Origin of the sequence: Streptomyces sclerotialus (assembly GCF_040907265.1) — a bacterium.
In the GTDB taxonomy this organism is placed as follows: Bacteria; Actinomycetota; Actinomycetes; order Streptomycetales; family Streptomycetaceae; genus Streptomyces; species Streptomyces sclerotialus.
In genome coordinates, this window is record NZ_JBFOHP010000002.1 from 663,579 (window position 1) to 688,187 (window position 24,609).

Annotated in this window: 20 protein-coding genes and 1 pseudogene; 10 read left to right on the forward strand and 11 right to left on the reverse strand. The window is 72.9% G+C overall.

Annotated elements, in window-relative coordinates:
- The first annotated feature begins 56 nt into the window (after positions 1-56).
- The 4 genes from lanKC (at position 57) to AAC944_RS03110 (ending at position 6,595) form a co-directional block, all read left to right on the forward strand.
- On the forward strand, positions 57-2,654 hold the full coding sequence (gene lanKC, locus AAC944_RS03095; RefSeq protein ID WP_030606902.1) for a class III lanthionine synthetase LanKC: 2,598 nt from the start codon (positions 57-59) through the stop codon (positions 2,652-2,654).
- Positions 2,655-2,697: 43 nt separating this feature from the next.
- Positions 2,698-2,829 carry a SapB/AmfS family lanthipeptide gene (locus tag AAC944_RS03100; RefSeq protein ID WP_030606899.1) on the forward strand — a complete coding sequence of 44 codons (132 nt, stop codon included), beginning with the start codon at positions 2,698-2,700 and terminating at the stop codon, positions 2,827-2,829.
- A 131-nt stretch (positions 2,830-2,960) separates the two neighbouring features.
- Complete coding sequence (locus AAC944_RS03105; RefSeq protein WP_030606894.1) at positions 2,961-4,697, forward strand: ABC transporter ATP-binding protein; 1,737 nt, start codon at positions 2,961-2,963, stop codon at positions 4,695-4,697.
- A 98-nt stretch (positions 4,698-4,795) separates the two neighbouring features.
- Complete coding sequence (locus tag AAC944_RS03110) at positions 4,796-6,595, forward strand: ATP-binding cassette domain-containing protein (RefSeq protein WP_030606891.1); 1,800 nt, start codon at positions 4,796-4,798, stop codon at positions 6,593-6,595.
- Between the two features lie 16 nt (positions 6,596-6,611).
- Here AAC944_RS03110 and AAC944_RS03115 read toward each other — a convergent pair whose 3' ends face one another.
- Entirely contained in the window at positions 6,612-7,217 is a 606-nt protein-coding gene (locus AAC944_RS03115; RefSeq protein ID WP_030606888.1) for a response regulator transcription factor, read from the reverse strand.
- A gap of 252 nt (positions 7,218-7,469) precedes the next feature.
- Positions 7,470-7,925: a MarR family winged helix-turn-helix transcriptional regulator gene (locus AAC944_RS03120; RefSeq protein WP_030606885.1), complete on the reverse strand. Its 456-nt coding sequence runs from the start codon at positions 7,923-7,925 to the stop codon at positions 7,470-7,472.
- A gap of 189 nt (positions 7,926-8,114) precedes the next feature.
- On the opposite strand from AAC944_RS03120, the pseudogene AAC944_RS03125 reads away from it, so the two are divergent.
- The 4 genes and pseudogenes from AAC944_RS03125 (at position 8,115) to AAC944_RS03140 (ending at position 13,366) form a co-directional block, all read left to right on the forward strand.
- Positions 8,115-9,071 (forward strand): annotated as a pseudogene (locus tag AAC944_RS03125) (MFS transporter).
- 16 nt (positions 9,072-9,087) lie between these two features.
- Positions 9,088-10,938 (forward strand): flavin-containing monooxygenase, encoded by a 1,851-nt coding sequence (locus tag AAC944_RS03130; protein ID WP_030606883.1) that lies wholly within the window; start codon positions 9,088-9,090, stop codon positions 10,936-10,938.
- The gene (locus tag AAC944_RS03135; protein ID WP_051871256.1) at positions 10,935-12,602 is read left to right on the forward strand and encodes a hypothetical protein; all 1,668 of its coding nucleotides are present in this window, start codon (positions 10,935-10,937) and stop codon (positions 12,600-12,602) included. Before AAC944_RS03130 ends, AAC944_RS03135 begins: the two co-directional genes overlap by 4 nt.
- Positions 12,599-13,366 (forward strand): SDR family NAD(P)-dependent oxidoreductase, encoded by a 768-nt coding sequence (locus AAC944_RS03140; protein ID WP_030606878.1) that lies wholly within the window; start codon positions 12,599-12,601, stop codon positions 13,364-13,366. The genes AAC944_RS03135 and AAC944_RS03140 overlap by 4 nt, the downstream gene beginning before the upstream one ends.
- A gap of 75 nt (positions 13,367-13,441) precedes the next feature.
- Here the strand turns inward: AAC944_RS03140 and AAC944_RS03145 are convergent, their stop codons facing one another.
- Entirely contained in the window at positions 13,442-14,428 is a 987-nt protein-coding gene (locus AAC944_RS03145; RefSeq protein WP_030606875.1) for an alpha/beta fold hydrolase, read from the reverse strand.
- A gap of 142 nt (positions 14,429-14,570) precedes the next feature.
- Here AAC944_RS03145 and AAC944_RS03150 point away from each other — a divergent pair, with 142 nt between their 5' ends.
- Positions 14,571-15,191: a CGNR zinc finger domain-containing protein gene (locus AAC944_RS03150; protein ID WP_030606873.1), complete on the forward strand. Its 621-nt coding sequence runs from the start codon at positions 14,571-14,573 to the stop codon at positions 15,189-15,191.
- Between the two features lie 31 nt (positions 15,192-15,222).
- Here the strand turns inward: AAC944_RS03150 and AAC944_RS03155 are convergent, their stop codons facing one another.
- From AAC944_RS03155 to AAC944_RS03165, 3 genes are all read right to left on the reverse strand, one after another.
- Positions 15,223-17,511: an alpha-L-rhamnosidase gene (locus AAC944_RS03155; protein ID WP_196942677.1), complete on the reverse strand. Its 2,289-nt coding sequence runs from the start codon at positions 17,509-17,511 to the stop codon at positions 15,223-15,225.
- Positions 17,512-17,566: 55 nt separating this feature from the next.
- Positions 17,567-18,841 (reverse strand): MFS transporter, encoded by a 1,275-nt coding sequence (locus AAC944_RS03160; RefSeq protein ID WP_078888209.1) that lies wholly within the window; start codon positions 18,839-18,841, stop codon positions 17,567-17,569.
- 184 nt (positions 18,842-19,025) lie between these two features.
- Positions 19,026-19,400: an ATP-binding protein gene (locus AAC944_RS03165; protein WP_030606854.1), complete on the reverse strand. Its 375-nt coding sequence runs from the start codon at positions 19,398-19,400 to the stop codon at positions 19,026-19,028.
- Positions 19,401-19,778: 378 nt separating this feature from the next.
- Here AAC944_RS03165 and AAC944_RS03170 point away from each other — a divergent pair, with 378 nt between their 5' ends.
- Complete coding sequence (locus AAC944_RS03170; RefSeq protein WP_030606851.1) at positions 19,779-20,168, forward strand: STAS domain-containing protein; 390 nt, start codon at positions 19,779-19,781, stop codon at positions 20,166-20,168.
- A 94-nt stretch (positions 20,169-20,262) separates the two neighbouring features.
- Here the strand turns inward: AAC944_RS03170 and AAC944_RS03175 are convergent, their stop codons facing one another.
- The 5 genes from AAC944_RS03175 to AAC944_RS03195 are packed head-to-tail and all read right to left on the reverse strand — an operon-like array spanning position 20,263 to position 24,352.
- Positions 20,263-21,603, reverse strand: coding sequence for a PP2C family protein-serine/threonine phosphatase (locus AAC944_RS03175; RefSeq protein ID WP_030606848.1), 1,341 nt, complete (start codon positions 21,601-21,603; stop codon positions 20,263-20,265).
- Positions 21,600-22,616: a SpoIIE family protein phosphatase gene (locus AAC944_RS03180; protein WP_037771156.1), complete on the reverse strand. Its 1,017-nt coding sequence runs from the start codon at positions 22,614-22,616 to the stop codon at positions 21,600-21,602. Before AAC944_RS03180 ends, AAC944_RS03175 begins: the two co-directional genes overlap by 4 nt.
- Positions 22,613-23,089 (reverse strand): ATP-binding protein, encoded by a 477-nt coding sequence (locus tag AAC944_RS03185; RefSeq protein WP_438272780.1) that lies wholly within the window; start codon positions 23,087-23,089, stop codon positions 22,613-22,615. The genes AAC944_RS03180 and AAC944_RS03185 overlap by 4 nt, the downstream gene beginning before the upstream one ends.
- Positions 23,073-23,483, reverse strand: a complete 411-nt coding sequence (locus tag AAC944_RS03190) for an STAS domain-containing protein (protein ID WP_030606839.1) — start codon at positions 23,481-23,483, stop codon at positions 23,073-23,075. The genes AAC944_RS03185 and AAC944_RS03190 overlap by 17 nt, the downstream gene beginning before the upstream one ends.
- On the reverse strand, positions 23,480-24,352 hold the full coding sequence (locus tag AAC944_RS03195; protein ID WP_030606836.1) for an STAS domain-containing protein: 873 nt from the start codon (positions 24,350-24,352) through the stop codon (positions 23,480-23,482). Before AAC944_RS03195 ends, AAC944_RS03190 begins: the two co-directional genes overlap by 4 nt.
- Positions 24,353-24,609 lie beyond the last annotated feature (257 nt).

The window sequence follows — 24,609 nt, forward strand, 5'->3', positions numbered from 1 at the left end:
CACACCGCGCCGCCCGGCCACCGATAGCGAGCCGAGGGACGACGCGGGAGGTGGGTGTGAACCCGGAGTACGCCGTCTACTGTGACGCCGACCGTTGGTTCTACGACGCACCACGCCGGGTGGCGGGGGAACGGGAGCGCGGCACCCTCTTCGAGGAGGAGGCGGACCTCGCGCTGCCACCGGAGTGGGAGCGGCAGAACAGCGGCGACTGGACGGCGTTCTCACCGGCCGGCACACGGCTTCCCGCACAGGGGTGGAAGATCCACGTCTCGGCGGGTCCTGACAACGCCGGCACGGTGCTGCGCAAGGCCGCCGGGTACTGCTTCGGGCAGCGGCTCGCCTTCAAGTTCGTGCCCAGCCGCTATCTGCTGCACATCAAGAACGCCAAGTACGCCGACCGCGCGGGCAGCGGCAAGTTCCTCACGGTGTACCCCGAGGACGAGCGGCGGTGCGAGGAGGCGGCGCGGGAGCTGGACCGGCTGCTGGCCGGCGAAGAAGGCCCGTACATCCTGAGCGATCTGCGCTGGGGCGACGGTCCGGTGCACCTCCGCTACGGCGCGTTCGCCCGGCGGTACTGCCACGCCGACGACGGTGTGCTCGTCCCCGCCGTGGCCGACCCGGAGGGGAAGCTCGTACCCGATACGCGCGGGCCGGTCTTCCGGTTGCCGGAGTGGGTGACTCCCCCGGAGTTCCTCGCGCCGCACCTGGCGGCGCGGTCCGCGGACAGCCTGGCCGACCTGCCCTACACGGTCGAACGGGCACTGCACTTCTCCAACGGTGGTGGCGTCTACGCGGCGCGCGACCGGCGCACCGGCCGGCCGGTGGTGCTCAAGGAAGGCCGCCCGCACGCCGGGCTGGCGGCCGACGGCGCCGACGCGGTGGCCCGATTACGGCGTGAACAGCGGGCGCTGGAACGGCTGGCGGGCCTGGACTGCGTCCCTCGGGTACTGGACTCCTTCACCCTCGGAGAGCACTACTTCATGGTGCTGGAGTACATCGAGGGCACCACGCTCAACACCCTCTTCGCCCGGAGGTTCCCCCTTTCCGAGCCCGGTCCGGAGCCCGAGCGGCTCGCCGCGCACACGGAATGGGCGGAACGGCTGTACCGGCTGGTCGAACGGGCGGTGCGGCAGGTCAACGACCGCGGTCTGGTCTTCGGGGACCTGCACATGAGCAATGTGATGGTCGCGCCGGACGAGTCCTCGGTCACCCTGCTGGATTTCGAGGCCGCCACACCGGCCGCGGAGAACCGGCGGCAGGTGGTGGCCAACCCCGCGTTCGTCGCGCCCGCCGACCGCCGCGGCAAGGCGATCGACCGGTACGCACTGGCCTGCCTGAGGCTGGCGCTCTTCGTGCCCCTCACCACGCTCTTCCCGCTCGACCGGGCGAAGGCCGGTCATCTGGCGGACATCATCGCCGACCGATATCCGGTACGCCGCGAGCTCCTGGACCAGGCGGTCGCGGAGATCACCGGTACCCCGCCCGCGCCCGCTGGGGCGCCCGAACGGCCCGCGTACCTCCCGGTACGTCCGGACGACTGGCCCGCGAGCCGGGACTCCATGGTGCGGGCCGTCCTCGGCTCCGCCACACCGGAGCGGGACGACCGCTTCTTCCCGGGCGACATCGCCCAGTTCGCCTCGCCGTGCGGCGGCCGGTCCTTCGGCTACGGCACCGCGGGAGTCCTGTACGCGCTGCAGAGCGCGGGCGTCCGCTGCGAGGAGGGTGAGGAGTGGCTGCTGCGGCGCAGCAAGGAGGCTGAGTCCGGGACCCCGGCGGGCTTCTACGACGGGCTGTCCGGTGTGGCCTGGGTCCTGGCGCGGCTGGGCCATCGCACGGCGGCCGGTGAACTCGCCCACCTGGTGGCCCGGCAGCCGCTGGACGGCCTGAACGCCGGTCTGCACTCCGGGCTGGCCGGGGTCGGCCTCTCCCTGCTGGAACTGTCCCGGCTCCTCGGGGAGGAGGCACTCCAGAAGACGGCGCTGCGCTGCGCCGAGCTGGCCGCCCGCCGGCTGGCCGGCACACCCGCGGGGAACGCGCGCGCCGGTCTGCTGCACGGTGCGTCCGGGTCCGCGCTGCTCTTCATCCGCCTGTACGAGTGCTACGAGGATCCCGCGCTCCTGGACGCCGCGGCGACGGCGCTGCGCAGGGACCTCGCCCGTTGTGTCCGCGACGACCACGGGGCGCTGGTGGTCCGCGAGGCCCGCCGTACGATGCCGTACCTCGGCGGGGGCAGCGTGGGCATCGGCACGGTCCTCGACGACTACCTCGTCCACCGGGCGGACGAGGAGTTCGCGACGGCGCGCGCGGAGATCCTCCAGGCGGCGCGCTCCTCCTTCTACGTCCAGCCCGGGCTGTTCCGCGGCGTGGCGGGTCTGATCCTGCATCTCGCCCGCACCGCCACGCCCGGTGACGGCCTGCGCGAGGACGTGCGCCGGCTCTCGGAACTCCTCGCCTGGCACGCGATCCCCTGGCAGGGGGAGCTCGCGTTCCCCGGGGAGCAGCTGTCCCGGCTGTCGATGGACCTGTCCACCGGCACCGCCGGATGTCTGCTCGCCCTCGGCAGTGTGCACCGCCCCGACCGGGCGCACCTGCCCTTCCTCCCGCCGCTGCGGCGGCCCACGGACCGGTCCCAGCCAGGGGCCGAAGGCAAGTAACCGCTCATCACAACGGAACACTCTCCCCAGAAAGGTAACCGTCATGGCACTTCTGGACCTTCAGGCGATGGACACCCCGGCCGAGGAGGCCGCCGGCGACCTGGCCACCGGCAGCCAGGTGAGTGTGATCGCGTGCGAGTACAGCTCCCTCAGCGTCCTCGTCTGCACCCCGTGACGCGGGTCCGTCCTTCGTCCGGCTTCTGAGGCGCCGGCCACGGCCGACGCCGAAGTGAGACGGTCCTCTGGTTCCGGGCGGCTTGTCCTCCGCCCGGAACCAGGCACGTCGGCACTCTCCCAGGAGGACCCATGGCCTCGCCCCCGGTGAGCACGGCGGAGCCGGGCCGCGCCGGCCCCCTGCTGCGGGCCGCCGCCCGGCACAGCGGAGGGCGGCTGGCGGTGGTGGCGCTGTGCGCCACCGCGGCGGCAGGTGTGACGCTCACCGTGCCCGCGGCGCTCGGCCGCGCCCTCGACCTGCTGCTCGCCGGCAGCGCGCACAGCACCACGGCGGTACTGACCTGCGCCGCGCTGCTCATCGCCGAGATCGGGCTGGACACCGCCGTCGCCTGGCACAGCGGCACGGCCACGGCCCGTTCCACCGCGTGGCTGCGGCGGCGCGGCGTCCGCCGGCTGCTGGCCGCCGAACCGCACCGCGCCGGCGCGCTCGGCGCCGGGGACCTGGCCACCCGGCTGACCGCGAACACCACCGACGCGGGCACCGCGCCCGTCACGGCGGTGACCGCCGTGACCGCGGTGCTGCCCCCGGTGGGCGCGCTGGTGGCCCTGTTCGTCATCGACGCCTGGACCGCACTGGCCTTCCTCGCGGGCGTGCCACTGCTGCTGCTCCTGTTGCGCGCCTTCATCCGGGGCACCGCCGAGAGCAACGCCGCCTACCAGCGGACGCAGGCCACGATCGCCGGCCGGCTGGCCGAGGCGCTGGCCGGCGCGCGGACCATCGCCGCGGCCGGCACCGGGGACCAGGAGCGCGCCCGCATCCTGGCCCCGCTGGACGAACTCGGCGCGCAGGGCCGCCGCATGTGGCGGGTGTACGGACTCGCCGTGGCCGGCAGCACCGTCCTGATGCCGCTGCTGACCACCGTGGTACTCGCCGTGGGCGGGCTCCGGCTGGCCGCGGGGCAGATCAGCGTCGGGGAACTGCTCGCGCTGTCCCGTTACGCGACCTTCGCCGCGGGCGTCGGCACGGTCACCGGAGCGCTGAACACCCTGGTACGCGGGCGCATCGCGGCTCGCCGCGTGGGAGCGCTGGAAGAACTCCCGGAGCTGCGCCATGGCGGGGCGCGGCTGCCGGCCGACGGCACGGGCACGCTGGAGCTGCGTGGCCTCACCGTCACCCGCGACGGCACCCGGCTGCTCGACATTCCCGCGCTGCGGCTGCCGGGCGGCACCACCACCGCCGTCGTCGGCCCCTCGGGCTCCGGCAAGACACTGCTGGCCGCCGTGGCCGGACGGCTGCTCGATCCGGACACCGGAACGGTGACCCTGGACGGCGTACCGCTGGCCGACCTGACCTACCAGGAGACCCGGCAGGCGATCGGCACCGCGTTCGCGCGGCCCGCGCTCTTCGGCCGTACCGTCGAGGACGCCCTCGCCTGCGGACCCCGGCGGTACCCGGCGCGGGAAGTGCGCCGGGCGGCGCGCGCGGCCGGTGCGGACGGCTTCGTCACGCTGCTGCCGCACGGCTACCGCACCCCGCTCGAAGCGGTTCCGCTCTCCGGTGGCGAACGTCAACGGCTCGGCCTCGCCCGTGCCTTCGCCGGGAGCGAGCGCTTTCTGATCATGGACGATGCCACGTCCAGCCTCGACACGGTCACCGAACAGCAGGTCAACCGCGCGCTGCTCTCCGGTGAGGTGCGGGCCCGTACCCGGCTCATCGTGGCGCACCGGCCGTCGTGCGCCGCCCTCGCCGACACGGTGGTGTGGCTGGAGGACGGAACGGTACGGGCCACCGGAACCCACCAGGAGTTGTGGCAGGACCCGGACTACCGCGCCAACTTCGCCGTACCGACGACGGGTTCCGGCCGGTGAGCGCCGTCGACGAGCGCGCGGTGCCCCTCGGCCGGCAGCGGCGTCCGGGGCCGGGCACGGGGGCGCGGGCCCGAGCGGAGCGCGGAGCGGGGAGCCCGGTGCGGCGCCTGTGGCGGCCCGGCCGCCGCTTCCTCGGGCAGCACCTCCGTGCGCTCACCGTGCTCGCGGGCTGGTCGCTGCTGGAGTCCGGGCACACCTTCCTCGGCGGGTACGGCGCGGCGCGCGCGCTGGACGACGGTTTCCTGGCAGGCCGTCCGGTGACCGGCCTGCTCTGGCTGGCGGCCGCGGCAACGGCCGCCGTACTGGGCGGCTTCGCCGTCCGCGGGGTGTTCACGGGCCTGGCCGGGCTGGTGGAGCCGCTGCGCGACGGACTCGTACGACGGACGGTGAGCGATGCGCTGGCCGGGGCGCTCACCGACCCCGCCCGCGCCGACACCGCGGCGGTCTCCCGGCTCACCGGACAGACGGAAGCGGCACGGGACGGCTTCGCCGGGGTGCTGCTCACGCTGCGCTCGTTCGTGTTCACCGCGGCGGGCGCGCTGCTCGGGCTGGGGGCGCTCGCCCCGTTGCTGCTGCCGTTCGTGGTGCTGCCGCTCGTGCTGGGCATCGGCCTGTTCCTCGCGGTCCTCTCCCCCATGGCGGCGCGGCAGCGCGCCTATCTCGACGCCGACGAGGCGCTGGCGGCCGCCGCCGGGCGGACCTGCGAAGGGCTGCGGGACATCACCGCCTGCGGTGCCGGCCCGCGCACCGCCGGGGAGTTGACGGACCTCGTCGCGGCCGAGGCCGCCGCGTCCCGGGCGCTGGCCCGGTGGTCAGCGGCACGCACCGTGGCACTCGGCGTCTCGGCGCACCTTCCGGTGCTGTCGTTGCTGGCCGGTGCGCCGTGGCTGCTGCGGAACGGCGTCACCGCCGGAGCCCTGGTCGGCGCCCTCACCTATCTGACCCAGTCCCTGCTGCCCGCGCTCAGCACGCTCATGACCGCACTCGGCGCCACGGGGACCCGGCTGCTGGTGGTACTCGACCGGCTGGCCGGCAGGGCTCCCTCCCCGGCGCACCGCCCGCACCCCGGTGCCGGACCGGGCACCCGGCCGGTCCCGGGCACGCCGGGTACCGCGGGCGCCGGCCCTCTCGGAACTGCTGCCTCTCCTTCCGTTCCCGTACGCGACGCGGCGGGGGCGCACCCGCCCGCCGTCGAACTCCGCTCCGTGACCTTCGGATACGGAGCCCGCCCCGTGCTGGACCGGCTGGACCTCACCGTGCGGCACGGGGAACACCTGGCCGTGGTCGGCCCCAGCGGGATCGGGAAGTCCACCCTGACCGCACTCGTCGCGGGGATGCTGACCCCGCAGGCGGGTGAGGTCCTGGTGGACGGCGGTGCGGTCGTGGGCCGTCCCGCGGAGGAGCTGGCGCGGCGGCGGTCGCTCGTGCCGCAGGAGGCCTACGTCTGCAGCGGCACCGTCCGGGAGAACCTCTGCTACCTGCGGCCGGAGGCCACGGACGAGGAACTGGCCGCCACCCTCGAAGCGCTCGGCCTGCACCGGCTGGTGGACGGGCTCGGCGGGCCGTCGGCGTCCGTGGAGCCGCACCGGCTCTCCCAGGGCGAACGCCAGCTGTTCGCCCTGGCCCGCGCCCATCTCTCCGCCGCCCCGCTGGTCCTTCTCGACGAGGCGACCTGCCACCTGTCCCCGCGGGAGGAGGAGCGCGCCGAGACGGCGCTCGCCGCGCGGCCGGGCACGCTGATCGTGGTGGCCCACCGGCTCTCCTCGGCCCGGCGCGCCGACCGGGTGCTGGTGCTGGACGGGACCAGGCCCGCGGTGGGCACCCATGACGAGCTGCTGACCGCTTCGCCGCTCTACCGGGATCTCGTCGGCGTCTGGAGCGGCGGCGCAGGCCGCTGAGCTCCGTGCCGGGCGCTCATATCCAGCCGTACTGCCGGCAGAGGCGGATGGCATCCATACGGTTGCGGGCGTTCACCTTGCGGGTCGCCGCGGCCAGGTAGTTGCGGACGGTGCCGATCGAGAGGTTGAGGATCCGTGCGATGTCGGACGTCGCCTGGCCGTCGGCGGTGAGGGACAGGACGGTCAGCTCTCTGGCCGACAGCGGCATGTCCTTGGCCCGGAGGAAGTCCAGGGCGAGGGAGTCGTCGACGAATCTCTCGCCCTCGGCGAGCGTCCGGATCGCCTTCACCAGTGTGCCCGCGTCCCCGTCGCGGTCGACGAAGGCGCGGGCACCCGCATCACATGCCTTGAGCAGCAGCCTCGGCCGTCCCGTCGGGACCAGCACGAGAAGCTCCCCCACGCGGCCGGTGTGCGGCCGGGACCGGCCGAACGCCTCCAAGGCCGCCGCGGCGCCGGAGGACTGACAGTCCAGTACGGCCACGTCGGAGCGGAGCGCCACCGCCTCCCGGTGCCAGTTCCGGCAGTGCACCGCGGTCACCTCGAACGACGGCTCCGCCCGTAACAACGCCTCGAGCGCCGACCGTAAGAGATCCACGTCGTGCGCCACGGTCACCCGGATCATTGCCCACCCTTCGGTTCGTCCTGTCCGAATGCGGCCCTCACGCCCCCGCTCGCCGACCGCACCGCAGGAGTGCCCGCATACTTCGAGAATGAACTTTCCTCCCTGATCATCCCGTTGCACCGCAGGCGCACCGTCAGTCCCTGTGCCCCCTGTCGTGCGCCGTGGCAACCCCTCTGCGGCTGTGCGGTGGACTTCCTCGACGGTGTACGGGAGCGGAGGCGGATCCGCCGGTCACGGACGCGGCCAGGCCGGTCACGGACGCGGCCAGGGGCGGCCGCCGATGCGCTCTATGTCGGTGTTGAAGCGCCGCAGGTAGGAGGCGAAGGCCGCGATGTCCTCGTCCGGCCAGTCCACCATGATGTCGTCCAGGATGCGGACCAGGTCCTCGCGTTCCTCGTCGAGCATCTGCGTGCCCTTGTCGGTGATGCGGAACTTACGGGCCATGCCTCCGGCGGGGTCGGGGATGCGCTCCACGAGTCCGGCGCGCATCGCCGCGGCGGTCTGCCGGTTGAGGGTGGAGGCGTCGAGGCCGAAGGCGTCGCTCAGCTCACCGATCGACATGGGCCCCTGCATGCGGATGCGGCTGAGGAGGATGTAGGCGCTGCGCTCCAGCGCGCCGTCCTTGTGCCGTCCGCCCCGCTTGTTCAAGAACGTGTGCCGGCTGAGCAGCATCTGCTCGTACTCGACCTCGTCCGTCGGCCTGACCATGCGTCCGCCGCCTCCTGCTTTCCGCTCCTTGCCGCGCCGCCGACGCATCGCGCCTCCAGGTGGCTCCTTGTCGCCATCTTCTCACGAAGATGCATCACGCACACCATGTGGTCCATACATGCGACGTGTACGATGCACATCGCTGCGGACGCCGTCATGGTGCCGCGAACACCGTCAAGGAGTCCCGCGATGGACGCCCCCCGCTCCCCCTCCCGCCCCGGCGGCGTGGTCGCCACGCCGGCGGTCGCCGGCATCACGGCGGCGACCACCCAGACGCTGGTCACCCCGCTGCTGGCGGAGCTGCCGACGATCGTGCACACCACCGCCTCCGACGCCGCCTGGGTGATCACCGCCGCGCTGGTGGTGGGCGCCGTCTGCGTCCCCGTCTTCGGCCGGCTCGGCGACCTGGCGGGCAAGCGCAGGATGCTGCTCGTGTGCGCCGTGCCGCTGGTGGCGGGCTCGGTGGTGTGCGCCCTCTCCTCCTCGGTGGTGCCCATGATCGCCGGACGCTGTCTGCAGGGCATGGGCATGGTGCCGCTGGGCATCGCCCTGGTCAGCGCCTCCATGGGCATCGGCGGTGGCCTGGGGCTGCCGGTCGCCGCCGCCGTCGCCCAGTACGCGAGCTGGCGCGCCCTCTTCTGGGGCTGCGCGGCCCCGGCCTGGTCTGCCTGCCGCTCGCTGTCTCCAAGGGCGCCGACTGGGGCTGGAGTTCGGCCACCACGCTCGGCCTGTTCGCCGCCGCCGTCGTGGTACTGGCCCTCTGGGGCTGGGGTGGGCCTCGCGTACGGTGCGATGCCGGCCCTGATCATGAGCTCGGTGCCGCAGTCCGAGACCGCCGCCGCCAACGGCTTCAACACCCTCATGCGCTCGCTCGGCACCTCGGTCGGCGCCGCCGTGACCGGCGTGGTACTCGCCCAGCTGACCACCACCATGGGCGGTCACACCGTCACCTCCGAGAGCGGCTTCCGCACCGGCCCGCTGGTCGGCTGCGGCATCGCACTGATCGCCGTCGCGGTCGCGGCCGCCATACCGGCCGCCCCCGCGCCGGGACCGAGGACGCCGGCCCGGCCACCGGAACCGACTCCGGACACCTCGCCTCCGCACCGCGGCACGGCTGACAGGCCCTCACCACAGCTCCCCTACTGAGAGGAACAGGGACTTCATGCCCCACCCCCACAACCCGTCCGGCCCCGTCGCCGGCGACCGGGAACCGGAGATCGACGTCGCCGCCCTCCGGGCCCGCTACCAGGCCGAACGGGACCGCAGGATCCGGCCGGAGGGCGGCCGCCAGTACCAGCCCGTCACCGGCCGGTTCGGCTACTACGACGAGGACCCGTACGCCGATGCGGCGCCCGCCCGGGAACCGCTGCACGACAAGGTCGAGGTGGTCGTCGTCGGCGGCGGCTTCGGCGGACTGCTCGCCGGTGCCCGCCTGCGCCAGGCGGGCGTGGAGTCGATCCGGGTGATCGAGAAGGGCGGCGACTTCGGCGGCACCTGGTACTGGAACCGGTACCCCGGCATCCACTGCGACATCGAGTCCTACATCTACCTGCCGCTGCTGGAGGAGGTCGGCTACGTCCCGAAGTGGAAGTACGCGCCGGGCGAGGAGATCCGGCAGCACGCGAAGGCCATCGGCCGGACCTTCGACCTCTACCGCGACGCCGTCTTCCAGACCCGGGTGACCGGTCTGCGCTGGGCCGACGACGCGGACGAGTGGCTGGTGAGCACCGACCGGGAGGACCGGATACGGGCCCGGTACGTGATCACGGCGAGCGGCACGCTCAGCGAGGCCAAGCTCCCCGGCATCCCCGGGATCGAGACCTTCCGGGGACACACCTTCCACACCAGCCGCTGGGACTACGCGTACACCGGCGGCGACGCCGACGGAAACCTGCACAAGCTCGCCGACAAGCGCGTCGCCCTGATCGGCACGGGCGCGACGGCCATCCAGTGCGTGCCCCATCTCGGCGCCGACGCACAGCAGTTGTACGTGTTCCAGCGCACGCCCTCCTCCGTCGACGTACGCGGCAACCGTCCCACCGACCCCGAGTGGGCGGCCTCCCTCTCCCCCGGCTGGACGCGGCGCCGCAGGGACAACTTCCTCACCCTCGTCACCGGTGGCCGGGCCGACGAGGACCTGGTCGACGACGGCTGGACCAGCAGCGCCCGCCTCCAGCAGAAGCTCATCCCGAGCGACAGCTACCAGGACGTGCCGCCCGAGGAGCGGGAGCGCGCCTACGAGCTCGCCGACTTCCAGAAGATGAACGAGATCCGGGCCCGGGTCGACGCCGTCGTCACGGACCCGGCGACGGCCGAGCTGCTCAAGCCGTGGTACCGCTACATGTGCAAGCGGCCCACGTTCAGCGACCACTACCTCCAGACCTTCAACCGGCCCAACGTCACGCTGGTCGACACCGCCGACCACCACGGCGTGGAGCGGATCACCGAGAACGCCGTCGTGGTCGGCGGCACCTCCTACGAGGTCGACTGCATCATCTTCGGCACCGGGTTCCAGGTCGGTGTCTCCGGCATCACCTCCGGACGGCTGCCGGTCCAGGGCAGGGGCGGCATCACCCTGCCCGAGGCGTGGCGGGAGGGCCCCCGGACGCTGCACGGCTTCTACAGCCACGGCTTCCCCAACCTCTTCCAGCTCGGGCCGCTCCAGAACGCCGCCTCCGTGAACTTCGTGCACGTCCTCGACGAGCAGGCGACACACGTCGCCGAGGTCATCGCGGCGGCACGCGCACGGCAGGCCCGGTATGTGGAGCCGACCGCGGAGGCCGAGGCCGCATGGGTCGCCACGATCCGCGAGAAGGCCCCTGACCTGTACAGGTTCCAGGCCGAGTGCACCCCCGGCTACTACAACAACGAGGGCATGCCGAGGAAGCGCAGCGAGTCGTACGGGGACGGCCCCGTCGCCTTCCACGCGCTGCTCCGGGACTGGCGCGCGGGCGGCGGCATGCGCGACGTCCTCGTCGACGCCGGGCCGGACGAGGCCGAGGAGGGACGATGACGGCGGAGCATCCCAGCCGGTACGGCGGGACCGCGGCGGTACCGGCCTCGGACACCTGGGACGTGCGACGGCTCAACCTGCCGAGCCCGCTGTGGGGTTCGAACGGGGTCGCGTTCGGGCCCGACGGGCGGCTGTACGCGGCGCAGTTCCTGGCGGGGCAGATCAGCGCGGTGGACCCGGCCACCGGTGACGTCGAGACGGTGGTCCCGATGGACGGCCCCGTGCAGTCACCGGACGACCTCGCCTTCGGGGCGGACGGCTCGATGTTCATCACCGACCTGGTGCCGGGACGGGTGTGGCGCCGCAGCCCGCAGGGCGCGTACACCCTCGTCTCGGACCAGGTGAAGGTGCCCAACGGCATCACCTGCATCGGCAACCGGCTGTTCGTCAACGAGATGCGGATGAACGGCCGGCTGCTGGAACTGTTCCCCGACGGCGACGACGCCCCGAAGGTACTCACCGAGGGGCTGGCCCTGGGCAACGCGATGCAGCTCGGGCCCGACGGCCACCTGTACTACCCGCACATGGTGACGGGGCAGGTCTGGCGCATACCCCCCGACGGCGGGGCACCCGAACTGGTCGCGGAGGACGTGCACGAACCGGTCGCGGTCCGCTTCGACCAGGGCGGCGTCCTGATGGTCCTGTCCCGGGGCGCCGCGGGCATCGTGACCCGTATCGACCTGCACGGCACCGGCTCCCGGTCCGTCGTCACCAGTGGTCTCGTCGGGCTCGACAACGCCGCTTTCGACGGCGAGAACCGGATGTTCGTCTCCAGCTTCGCCACCGGCGGCATCACCGAGCTGCGCCCCGACGGCCGGACGCGGGAGATCGTGCCCCGCGGTCTCGACGGGCCCTTCGGGGTCACCGTCGACCTGGCGGGCACGGTGTACGCGGCCGACCACTACCGGGTGGCCGGCCCGGAGAGCCGTGCGGCGGACGGCACGGACTACGTGCGCACGCACGTCCTGCGGCCGTTCGCGCACGGCATCAGCACCGAGGGCGGGCTCCTGCACCTCACCTCGCAGTACGGCGAGGTCACGACCTACGACCCCGGCGACGGGACGACCCGGGTCCGGGCCAGTGGTCTGCGACGGCCCACGGGCATCTCCGCGCGGCCGGACGGCACCCTGGTGGTCGCCGAGGCGGACGCCGGGCGGATAGTGGCCGTCGGCACGGACGACACCGTCACCGAGCTCGCCGGCGGACTCGACCGCCCCGTGGACGTGGCGTTCGACGCCGAGGAGCGCTGCTACGTGAGCGACGAGCGGCGCGGAGCGGTCCTCAGGATCGACGGCGGACAGGCCGTCACCGTCGCGGACGGGCTCGAAGCACCGCAGGGCCTGGCGGTGCTGGGAGACGAGGTCTTCGTCGTGGAGACCGGCTCGCGGAAGCTGCGGGCCGTCTCGCTCACCACCGGGGAGCACCGGACCGACGCGGAGGACCTGCCCGTCGGGCTGCCGCCGGGCACCGGACCCCGTACCGAACCCGCGCTGTTCACGAACGGCATGCCCGGTGTGCCGCGGCCGTTCGCCGGACTCACCGCGGCCCCCGACGGTTCCCTGCTCCTCTCGGCCAACGGAGAGGGCACCGTACTGCGCCTGACGCCCCGCGCGGGCACCACCGTTCACCGTGCCGGAAGTTCCGGCGGAGAGGAAACATCATGACGCATGCGGGACTGGCAGGGCGCGGTGTCGTCGTCACCGGAGCCGCCTCCGGCATCGGCCGGGCAGCGGCCCTGAAGTTCGCCGGGGCCGGCGCCCGGGTACTGGTCGCCGACCTGAACCGGGAAGGCGCCGAGGAGGTCGTCCGCGAGATCGAGAAGTCCGGGGGGACGGCACTCGCCGTCGCCGGTGACCTCAGCGACCAGCAGGTGGTGGACACCGTCGTCGAGCGGGCCGTCGAGGCGCTCGGCGGGCTGGACGTCCTGGTGAACAACGCCGGGATCATGGACCGGATGTCCGCGCTGGGCGAGACCGGCGACGCGGAGTGGGAGCGGGTCGTACGGATCAACCTGACCGCGCCCTTCCTTTTGACGCGGGCGGCGCTGCCGCACATGCTCGGAGCCGGGCGCGGCTCGATCATCTTCACGGCCTCCGAGGCCGCCCTGCGCGGGGGCGCGGCCGGTGCCGCCTACACCGCCTCGAAGCACGGTGTGGTCGGCCTGGTGAAGAGCCTCGCCGTGATGTACCGGAAGCAGGGCATACGGGCCAACGCCATAGCCCCCGGCCCCACCGCGACCAGCATCAGCGTCGACGCGGCGCCGGACGCCCACGGCCCCACCGTGATCGGCCAGTTGATCGGTGCGAACATCGGCCGGCTGGGCAGCGCGGAGGAGCAGGCCGACGCCATCGTCTTCCTGGCCTCCGACGCCGCGGCGTTCGTCAACGGCGCCGTCCTGCCGGTCGACGACGGCTGGGCCGCCGTCTGATGCGAGGACGCCGCACGGGGCCGTGCCGCGCGAGTGCTTCGCGCGGCACGGCCCCCGCCTGCGCCGGCCTGCGGGTCAGTCCTCCTTCGGCAGGTGGCCGAGGAAGTCCAGCAGCGCCTCGTTGACCTCGTCCGGGCGCTCCTGCTGGGTCCAGTGACCGCAGCCGGGCAGCATCACCTTGCGGTGCAGCTTCGGGGCGACGGTTTCGAGCGAGTCGATGATCCGGTCGATGCCGTGCAGCGAGGTGACCATGTCCCGGTCGCCGGTGACGTACAGCGCCGGTACGTCGATGCCGCGGCCGCGGAAGACGGCGAGGAGTTCGTTGTTGCGCCCGATGTTGCGGTACCAGTTGAGGGGCCCGGTGAAGGCCCGGTCCCCGTGGTGCGCGTAGTCGCGCGCGAAGGCGTCGATGTCGTCCTCGGTGAGCCAGGAGGGCAGTTCGGGGTCCGGCCCTGTGCCGAGCAGCGGGGTGTTCTCGGGAACGACCCAGGGACGCGGCGGGTTGTTGGCCGGATTGTCGCCCGAACCGTTGAACAGCATCCGGCGGAAGGTCGAGGGGAGGTCCCGGGCCAGCTCGGCGTCGGCGACGCCGGGCTGCTGGAAGTAGACCTGGTAGTAGCGGTCGCCGTACTGCTTCCGGGTGACCGACGGCGGGGCCAGGCCGGCGGGCAGCACGGGCGGGACGCTGAGTCCGGCGACGGCCCGTACGACGTCCGGGCGGAGCATGGCCGTCGTCCAGGCGACCGGTGCGCCCCAGTCGTGGCCGACGACCACGGCCCGCTCCTCGCCGAGCGCGTGGATCAGCCCGATCACGTCGCCGGTGAGGTGCAGCAGGCTGTACGCGTCGGCGTCGGCGGGCTGGTCACTGCGGGCGTACCCGCGCTGGTCGGGGGCGACGACGCGGTACCCGGCCTCGACCAGCGGCGCGAACTGGTGACGCCAGGAGTACCAGCTCTCCGGGAAGCCGTGCAGCAGGACGACCAGCGGTCCCCGGCCCTGCTCGGCGATGTGCAGCTTGACCCCGTTGACCTCGACGAAGCGGTGCTCGATCTCGGCAGTCACATGTCCTCCTGCGTACGTCTGGACAGTGCGGTCCGGGCCGGCCCCGGACGACATGAGCAAAAGCTTACGCTCATGTCACCCACTCATGTCACCCGCCCATGTCGCCAGGTGCCCGGCCCGCACGTGCGCGTACGATGGAGGCATGAACTGGCCGGCCACCGAGCGTTACTACCCCACTGCCGTGCCCGGCGGCCTCGGCCTCGTCCAGGACCTGCTCAACACGGCGTCCGGCGGACGCCCACGTCGCCCCGACCTCCTGGCCGAGGCGGCGGACGCACAGGAGTGGGCCACGACGGCGCTGCGCTCCTGGGCCGCGGGCACCGGCCGCGCCCGGGTGCGGCTGACGCTCACCGAGGAGGACCTGCCGCACCTCCGGCGGCTGCGGGAACAGCTGCGGCGAGCCCTGGCCGGCCGCCACGACGCCGCCGGCGGCGACACCGTGCGCTTCACCTCGTGCCTGCTCCAGGTGAGCCTGCACGGTGACGCGACGCTCACCGCCGAACCCGAGGGCGAGGGCTGGCGCTGGCTGACCTCGACCGTACTGGGCGAAGCACTGCTGGCACAGGCCACCGGGACCTGGCAGCGACTGAAGATCTGCCGCAACGAGAAGTGCGGCGGCGCGTTCTACGACCGTTCCCGCAACAACAGCGGCGTCTGGCACGCCACGCGCGGCTGCGGCAACGCCGCCAACCTCCGCGCCTCCCGGCAGCGCCGCCGTGCGCGCGAACGCGAGAACGAGCAGACCGGCACACCGGGCGGCTGACGGCGGCCGTCGCCCGGTGCGGCCTGCGGCGCTACGCGCGCGGCCCCGAGCGGAAGGTGTGCTCGCCGCCCGTGACGGCGGTGGTGGTGCCGTCCGGGAGGAGCACGTCGGCCTCGATGCCGTCCGGTATCACCGCCCGGATCTCGAAGCCGGATTCCGTGCGGTGCCACCCGGACTCGACCCGGCCGTACCGTGTCCGGAGACCGGCGCTTGCCCAGTCGAGGCCGGGTCCTGGTGTCGGGGCGATACGGACGCGCGCGTACCCCGGTTCGGCGGGCCGGATCCCGGCGACGACCTTGTAGAGCCAGTCGGCGACGGCACCGAGGGCGTAGTGGTTGAAGCTCGTCATCTCCCCCGGGTTGATCGTGCCGTCCGGGAGCATCGAGTCCCAGCGCTCCCAGATCGTCGTGGCGCCCATGGTGACGGGGTACAGCCAGGACGGGCACTCCTTCTCCAGCAGGAGCCGGTAGGCGTCGTCGACGTGCCCGGTCTCCGACAGGGCCCAGGTGACGAAGGGCGTGCCCGCGAAGCCCGTGGTGACGCGGTGGTCCCGGTCCCGGACGACCTCCGCGAGCCGGTCACCGGCGGCCGCCCGGGTCTCGTCGTCCAGCAGACCGAAGCAGATGGCCAGCGCGTACACCGTCGCGCAGTCGGAGCGGATCCGGCCGCCGTCCTCGACGTAGTGCCGCCGGAACGCGTCCTTGGTGCGGTGCGCCAGCTCCTCCCAGCGGGCGGCGCCGGCGGTCTCGCCGATGAGGCGCGCGGTCCGGGCGGCGAAGGCTGCCGAACGGTACAGGCAGGCGGTGGCGACGACACCGGGGTCGGCCTTGGCGGCCCACGGCTCGTGCGGCGAGGCGTCCGGGTCGAGCCAGTCGCCGAACTGGAAGCCCTTGTCCCACAGGCCGTTCCCGGACAGCCTCGGCAGGACGGACTCCAGGTGGAGCACCATGCCCGGGTAGTGCGCTGCGAGCCGTTCACGGTCGCCGTACGCCTCCCACAGCGCCTCCGGGACCCACACCGCGGCGTCGCCCCAGATGGCGGTGGGCCCGCTCCACTTCTCGAACAGCGCCGGGTCGGCGAAGGTCCCGTGCTTCAGCACGTCCGGGACGACGTGCGGTACGCCGTCGGCCCCGGCGTGCCGGGTCTCCTCGGCGAGGTCGAGCAGCCACCGGTGGAGGAAGCCGGACGTGTCGTACTGGAACGACGCCGTGGCGGCGTAGGCGGCGATGTCACCGGTCCAGCCGAGCCGCTCGTCCCGCTGCGGGCAGTCGGTCGGGACGTGGAGGAAGTTGCCCTGCTGGCTCCGGACCGAGTTCGCCACCAGTTGGTTCACGAGGTCGTCGGAGCACACGAAGGTGCCGGTGCGCGCCATGTCCGAGTGGACGACGACGGCTTCCAGCGCGTCCGCCGTCAGCTCTCCGGGAAAGCCGGTGACCTCGGCGTAGCGGAAGCCGTGGAAGGTGAGGGTCGGCTCGAAGAGGTCGTCTTCACCGGAGAGGACGAAGGTGTCGGTGGCCTTGGCGGCGCGCAGCGGCCGGGTGCCCAGCTCGCCGTTCTCCAGGACCTCGGCGTGCCGGACGACGATCTCCGTACCGGCCGGGCCGCCGGCCCGCAGCCGGATCCAGCCGACCAGGTTCTGGCCGAAGTCCACGAGGGTACGGCCCTGCGGTGACGTCCAGATGCGCTGCGGCCGCAGCACTTCATGGCGGGTCGCCCGCGGCCCCACCTGGGGCACGAGGCGCGAGCGGTCGAAGGCGGTCACACGGACCGCGAGCGGCTCGCCGGTGCCGCGGAGCCGGGCATCGATCCGCTGGCCGTGGTAAAGGCTGTTCTCGGTGACCTCGCTCGTCCGGGCCGACCAGGAGGTGTCCGTCGGGACGGACTGGACGTGCCCGTCGGCGAAGGTGATCTCCAGTTCGCCGATGAAGCCGGTCTCGTCGCCGTAGTTGGCGTTCGCCCCCTCGAAGCCGAGGTCACCGCGCCACCAGCCGTTGCCCAGGAGGACGTCGAGGCCGACGCGGTCAGCTGCCGGCGGCTGCCCCTCCTCCCCCGCCGGCGCGCCGTCCGGCCCGCGCACCAGGGCGGTCACGTCGAACTCCTGGACCTCGAGACGCCATTCGTAGGCCGTCCAGCCCGGGTCGAGGACCGAGTCGGAGGCCGGGCGCCCGTCGACGCGCGCCTCGTAGACACCGTGGGCCGTCGCCCGGAGGCGTGCCGCGGTGACCTGTGGCCGTGGGCCGTCGAGGGTGACGGTCCGGTGCAGGACGACGGCTGCGGCACGGTCGTTGCCGGCGGTGATCATCATGGCGGTGTCGAGCACGGAGGACTCCGGTTCCTGTGGTGGGTTCTTCCTGGGGCCGGTCGGGGTGAGCGGTTCACACGTAGGGCGGGCTCGCCGGGCGGTCGGTGCCGGGGCCGGTGCCGGTGCGGCCGGGGGCGCCGGCCTGGTCGGTCGCGATCTCGCCCTCGACGGCGAACTCGCTGCGCGTCCGGTGCCGGAAGGTCAGCCAGGCGGCTCCGAGGCCGACGGCGACGGCCGCGAGGAGCCCGGCGTACGTCAGGCGCGGGCTGTAGGCGACCAGCGCCGGGGTGAAGAGGGCGAGGACGGCGGCGAGGACGCGGGCGACCGCGATGATCCCGCCCTGCGCGGTGGACCGCAGCATCGTCGGGAACGACTCCTGCGTCCACACCTTCATGATCCCCTCGAAGGCGAACGCGCTGCCGGCGACGCTGAGGACCATCACCACGACGACGGTCGTCAGGTGGAACCCGAAGACCACGGGGGTGGCGTACGACGCGAGGAGCAGCACCGCGCCGATCGCGAAGAGGGGCATCCGGTGGCGGGTGCCGACGAACTTCATGAAGAGCAGGCCGCCGGCCAGACCGAGGGGGAAGGTCAGCAGTCCGAGCTGCGAGTTGGTCTCGACGCCGATGCCGACGACGTTGACCGCGATGTACGTGCCGAACTGGCCGTTGGTGTTGGCCGCGAGATTGGTCAGGCAGTAGAAGACGAGCAGCGCGAGCAGCGGCTTGACGTAGGGAGGGCGGAACAGGTCCGCGAAGCGCGCCCGCTCCGCGCGGATCGTCCCGATGCCGCGGCGGCGCTCCTCCCGGGCCCGCAGCCAGTACGGCGACTCGGGGATGCCGAGCCGGAGCAGCAGGAGGAGCAGCGCGACGATCCCCACATGGGCGTACATGATCTGGCCGCCGAGCCTGCCGAGGCCGCCGGCGAAGGACGCGATGAGGGTCGTCGCGAGGATGCCGACGCTCCAGAGCAGGTTGGACAGGCCCAGCAGCGCGCCCCGGTTCCGGTCGGTCGCCGCCTCGGAGATCGTGGCGAGCGAGACCGGGAGGTCGGCCCCCGTACTGAGGCCCACCAGGACGACACCGGCCAGCAGGAGCGGGAACGCCGTACCGAAGACCAGCAGCGCGGAGCCGATGGCGATCATCGCCATCGTCACGGTGAAGACGGTGCGCCGGCCGATGGCGTCACCGAGCTTGCCGCCGGTGACGGCGCCGATCGCGATGCAGAAGGTGAGGGCGCCCGAGAGCAGGCCGAATTCGGCCCCGCTCAGGCCGATCGTGTCCTGGTAGATGACGAGCGCGATGCCGTTCGACACGATCGCCGCCGCGTCGATGTAGGACGCCATTCCCGAAACGATCCCCACCCACCAGGGGCTGGGGGCTTGGGCAGGGTCGGCGAGAGGCAGGGCCATGACGGTTCCCCTTTGAGTCGTCGACTGCGCGAACCAGCGGTTTGAATCGACTCAGGGGACCGTAGAGCGCGTATGAAACGATTCACAAGGGGCGTGCGCGAGAAACCCGGTCGGCCGGTTACGCGCAGAGGGCGTTCGCGGCGGGGTCCCACCGGGCGCACACCGACTTGCCACCCGGCCGGTGCACGACCTCCACCTCGGTGGCCAGCCGCTGGATGATGTGCCAGCCGTGGCCGCCCGCTCCGCCGAGGTCACCCTTCCTGGCGACGGGTGACGCCTCGACCCCGTCGTGCAGCTCCACCACCAGGCGGCCGTGCTGCACCGAGACGCTCAGCCGCCACCAGCCCGAGGCGTGCCGTTCCGCGTTGGCGATCAGCTCGGAGACCACGAGCACCACCGCGTCCCGGTCCACCCATGGACATTCCTCCGACAGGAAGGCGGCCGTGGCGTGCCTGGCCTGGGAGACGTCGGCCTCCTGCGAACTCGTGATCATCCCGCTCGTTCCTCCGGTCTGCACCGGTTTCCCGCTGTGGGCGCGGCGGAAGCTTGCGCACACTTTTCGCATGGTACGGGGTACGTCCCGCACCGTGCCGTCCCGCGACGCCATCGCTCGGAGGTGCTGGTGCCCACGGTCGCGGTTCTCACACCGGCCGGACGCGAAGAGGACCGATGGCACGTGCCCCGGGCATCCGACAGGACCGCAGGCCCGGCGCCAGGCGTGACGCGCGAATCTCTTGTGTCCGGCGAATGTTTAACTCCCCCGTTCGGGGCAGTACGTCATGCAGACGGATCCGTCAGCACGACCGCCCGCGTACCGGGCCGAGCCGACCGGCCGGCACCCGGGCTCATCCCCATAGGAGGTACCGCTCTCGTGTCCACCGACAACGAAGCACTGAACGTCGAGGTCGAGGTCGAGGTCCGCAGCTCCGACACCGCCGTCGTCACCGTCGGCGGGGAGCTGGACCTCGACTCGGCGACGCTGCTCCACCACCACCTGGTCAACCAGCTCCACCACGGGCGCCGCCACCTCGTACTGAACCTGGCAGCCCTGGACTTCATGGACTCCATGGGCCTGAACGTCCTGCTGCGCGCGACCCGTGAGGCGCGCCAGGTGTCGGGCAACCTCTACGTCGCGGCCGTGACGCCCGCCGTGAACCGGCTCCTGGAGCTGACCGGGCTGAGTGCCACCAGCCCCGTCTACGCGACCGTGGACGACGCCCTGGCCGCCATCGGCAGCGGCGAGGCCGCCACGCAGGGGTGAGGCGGGGCGGTGGAGCCCCCAGCCTCCAGCCCCCGGGCGGCCGGGGGCTCCACCGGCCGCCCGGGGCTGCCGGCCAGGGTCATGACACGGGCGCTCAGCCCGCGGGGACGACCCGTACGGCGAGGGCGAGCGTGTCGTCGGAGTGCAGTATCACGCGGTGCATGTCCCCGGCGATGGCTCCGGGGATCTCCTCGATGGGCAGGTGCCGGTGCGTGCGGGCGCTGTCGATGAGCCGGCGTTCGCCCTCCAGCGGGTCCCGCCGGCTCTCGGTCAGGCCGTCGGTGTAGAGCATGAGGAGGTCGCCGGCCCCGAGGCGGGTCTCCAGCACCTTCTCGCTGCCGGGCGCCGGGAAGCCGATGCCCCGCCCGCGCGCCTCCTGGTACTCCCCCGTGCCGTCAGCGCGCAGCACCAGGGCCGGCGGGTGGCTGCCGTTGGCCAGCTGGAGCCGGCCGGTCGCCGGCTCGATCCTGGCCAGCAGCACCGTCGCCATCAGGTCGGGGTCGAACGGCGCGAGGACTTCGTTGACCCGCGCGACGATGAAGTCCAGCGGGTGGCCTTCGAGGGCCAGCGTGCGGACGGCGTGGGTGACGTTGAGGGCGCTCTTCGTACTGCGTACGCCGTGTCCGAGGGCGTCGACGACGGTGATGTGGACGGTGCCGTCGGGCAGCACGAACCAGTCGTAGAAGTCGCCGCCCGTCGGTGCGGCGGCCTCCGCCGGGGCGTAGTGCACCGCCAGCTCCAGGCCCTCGACGCTGATGGGCGAAGGCCGCAGGGCGTCCTCCAGCTCGCGGAGGATCTTGCCGTGCGCGTTGCGCAGCTGCTCGTCGCGCTCTTCGAGCTGGACGTAGAGGGCGAGCACGCCGCTGTTGGTCTCGGCGAGTTCGTGCTTGAGGCGCTGGTGCTCCGCGTTGACGGCGTCGAGGTGGGCGAGCGCGGCCCGCAGCTCCTCCTCCAGCGCGGCGAGCTCGGCGGAGGGAGCGGCCTGCTGCCGTGCGCCGTCGGCCCGCGCGGCCCGCTGTCCGTCGTCCGCCGGCGGCGTCGTGCCGTTGCTGCCGTTGCTGCCGTTGCCCCGTACGTGCCCGTCGGCGGGGACTTCGGCGGGCCCGCCGGAACCGGGATGCGCCCCGGGCGTGACACGCCAGACCGCAGCGCCGTCGGGGGTCGCCTGCGCGGGGAGCGGCAGGCCCGAGGTGGGCAGCATGCACCGCTTGAGCGGGGCGCGCAGGACGACGGTCAGCGGGCTCGGCTCACCGTCCTGCTGCGCGGACAGCGTCTCCAGCACGGTGTACCCGCCCGCCTGGAATTCCTGTTGCGCGACCGCCGATATGGCGAGGACCAGCCGGGCCCGGGTCTCGATGGGCAGCTGGTGGGCGTCGCCGAGCCGGCGCACCGCACCACGGAGCGCCGGCAGGGTGTGAAAGGTCTGCGGGGTCATGGCTTTCTCTGTCGGGGAGTGGCGGCCAGTACGGTCGCGTCGTCACGGGTGATCCGGTGCCCGTGCGCGAGGGAGGCGGTCAGCAGCGGCGGCGGCAGCCTGAGGGTGAAGAGCGGGGGCGACTGGCTCCACCGGTGGTTGATGCCGTCCGTGTGCAGCACCGCGGTGCCGCCGGGCGCCAGTGGCAGATCGCTGACCCGGGGGGTGGGGGGCAGTTGCAGGCCGGCGATGCCGGGCCGGCCGGTGAGCCGGTGGTGGACGCCGTCCGGGCCGAGCACCAGCGCGCGGATGTTGCCGACGCCGCAGTACTCACCGTGCCCGGGACGCAGGCGCAGCAGGCCGATCGCGGCTCCACGGGTACGCCGCAGGGAGCGGTGCACGGTGGTGAGGACGTCGGGCAGCGGCGCGTCCGGTACGCGGTGGAAGGCCCGCAGCGCCGTCTGCGCGGCTTCGGCCGCCGGCGGCCCGTGGCCCAGGCCGTCGACGACGATGGCGGTGCGGGAGTCGTCGGTGTCGAGGACGGTGCAGGCGTCCCCGCTCTCCTGCTCGCCCTCGGCGGGCAGGCACACCGCGCCCACGCCGTCGCCGGACGCGGCGGCCTGTTCCGGCGTGCAGAGCCGGGCGCAGACCAGCGTGCCGTCCGCCGAGCCGCTCCGGATGCTGAAGTGGGACGCTATCCGGCGCACGGCGCCCAGGCCCGCGCCGAGCGAGCCGGTGGTGCTGAAGCCGTCCGCGAGACACCGTTCCAGCTCGGGCATGCCGGGGCCGCGGTCGGCCGCGAGCACCTCCATGCCGCCGCCCGTGGGGAGCCGCTGGAGGTAGAGGACGCCGTCCGTGGCGTACTTGGCGAGGTTGCTGCCCAGCTCCGACGCGATGACCGCGGCCTGGTCGGGCAGTGCGCCCGGCAGTCCGCACCGCGCGGCGAGCTGCCGGGCGGCATGGGCCGCCACGTGGACCGCGCTGTAGTGGTCGATGCGGACGGAGACGGTGGGCGGGACGGAACGGTCGGTCAACGGCTCGCCCACCGAGTGGCCACGACGGTCGTGCCACGGCCTTCCGCGGTGTCCACCTCGAACTCGTCCATCAGCCGGCGTGCTCCGCCCAGCCCGTGCCCCAGTCCGGCGCCCGTGGTGTAGCCGTCGGTGAGCGCGGTGTCGAGGTCGGCGATGCCGGGTCCCTTGTCCCGTACGGTCAGGCGCAGTCCCTTCTTGTCGGCACGCACCGGGTGCTCGACGGTGAGGGTGCCGCCTCCGCCGTGGATGTAGGCGTTACGGGCCAGTTCGCTGGCGGCCGTGACCACCCGCGTCTGGTCCACGATGCCGAATCCCGCACGGATGGTGGCCGCGCGCACGGCGTGCCGTACGGTCAGCAGGTCCTCCTCGCTCTCGACGGGGTACACCGACGCCGCCTCCTCGCCGTCGGCCGCTTCCGGGCCGGCGTCCGTGACATCGGCGACAGCGGTACGCAGTTCACCTATGGGCGTCACGCGAGACTCCCTCGGGTGCCTGTGGACTTCGGTGCCAGCCCAGGGCGGCCATTCCCTGTTCGGCGTTGAGCGCGGTCTCCACACCGGTCAGCTGGAGGCCGAGCTCGACCAGGGTGATGGCGACGGGGGGCTGCATGCCGGCCACTATGACCCTGGCGCCCAACAGGCGGGACATGGTGGTCAGTTCCATGAGCATGCGCGCCACGTAGGAGTCGATGATCTCCAGTCGGGAGATGTCGATCAGTACGCCCCGCGCGCGGTCGGCCGAGATCCGCTCGGTCAGTTCGTCGGCGAACGCGACGGCGGTCTTGTCGTCCAGCTCGTTGAGCAGCCCCGTCACCAGGACGTCACCGAGGCGCAGGATCGGCACACCGGTCGACGCGGGCGCGCTCATCGCTCCGCCAAGGTGGCCTGCGCGGGCGTGTCCCGGAGCTCGATCGCCGCGGAGAGCGCGTCGGCGAGCGTGGCGCGGGTGACGATGGTCGACAGGTCGATGCCCAGCTGGGCGATGGTCTGCGCGATGGGCGGCCGGATGCCGCTGATCACACAGTCCGCGCCCATCAGCCGTACGGCGTTCACCGTGTGCATCAGGTGCTGGGCGACCGCCGTGTCCACCGTGGGGACACCGGTGATGTCGATGATGGCGATCCGCGCCTCGTGCTCCTGGATGGCCTGGAGGAGGTTCTCCATGACCACTTGGGTGCGGGCGGTGTCCAGGGTGCCGATCAGCGGGACGGCGAGCACCTGCCGCCACAGGCGCACCACCGGCGTGGAGACCTCCAGCAGCTGCCGGCTCTGCCGCTGGATGATCTCCTCGCGGCCCTCGACGTACGTCTCGAAACAGAGCGCTCCGGCGCCGTCCAGCAGCTGGTTGATCAGCAGGGCTGCCGCGAACAGCTCGTCACCGTCGTGCGTCCGTCGCTGTACGGCCTCCAGCAGCGCCTCCTTGAGGGTGAGCACCGCCATGGAGGTCGCGGTCGGCAACGCGCCCTTGCGGGCCCTGCGCAGGGAGAACTCGGACACCGCGCGGCGCAGGTCGTGGTGGGTGGCGACGATCCGCTCCACGGGCACGTCGCCCTTGAGGCCGGCGGCGAGCGCACCGACGAGGCCGTCGGCCTCCTCGCGCAGTTCGCCCTCGCTCACCTCGGCCCCCGGGGCGGTGCGCGTCGACTGCAGCTGCACCCAGCGGTCGGCGATGTCGTCGGCCTCTGCCTCCAACGCACCGGCGACAAGCTCGCGCACGCCGGTCTCGGTGGAACTCAAAACCACGGTCCTTCCAGGTCAACGGCCATTCTCGGTGGCGCTTCGGCCGGTTGCCGGCGCTAGCCGGAAACCATCCCTCCGGGCTTGGTCGGCCCGGCAGATCTTACCGAGCGCAGTCAAGCACGCAAAGATCCACCGGCGCTGCCCCACCCTCGGCCGAGTCCTGGCAGCGGCACCCCAGTACCCCGGAAAACGCATCCCTCACCTGGAATCCCAGACGCATTTTCCGGGGCGTCGCGCGGGTCCGCCCGGAGAAG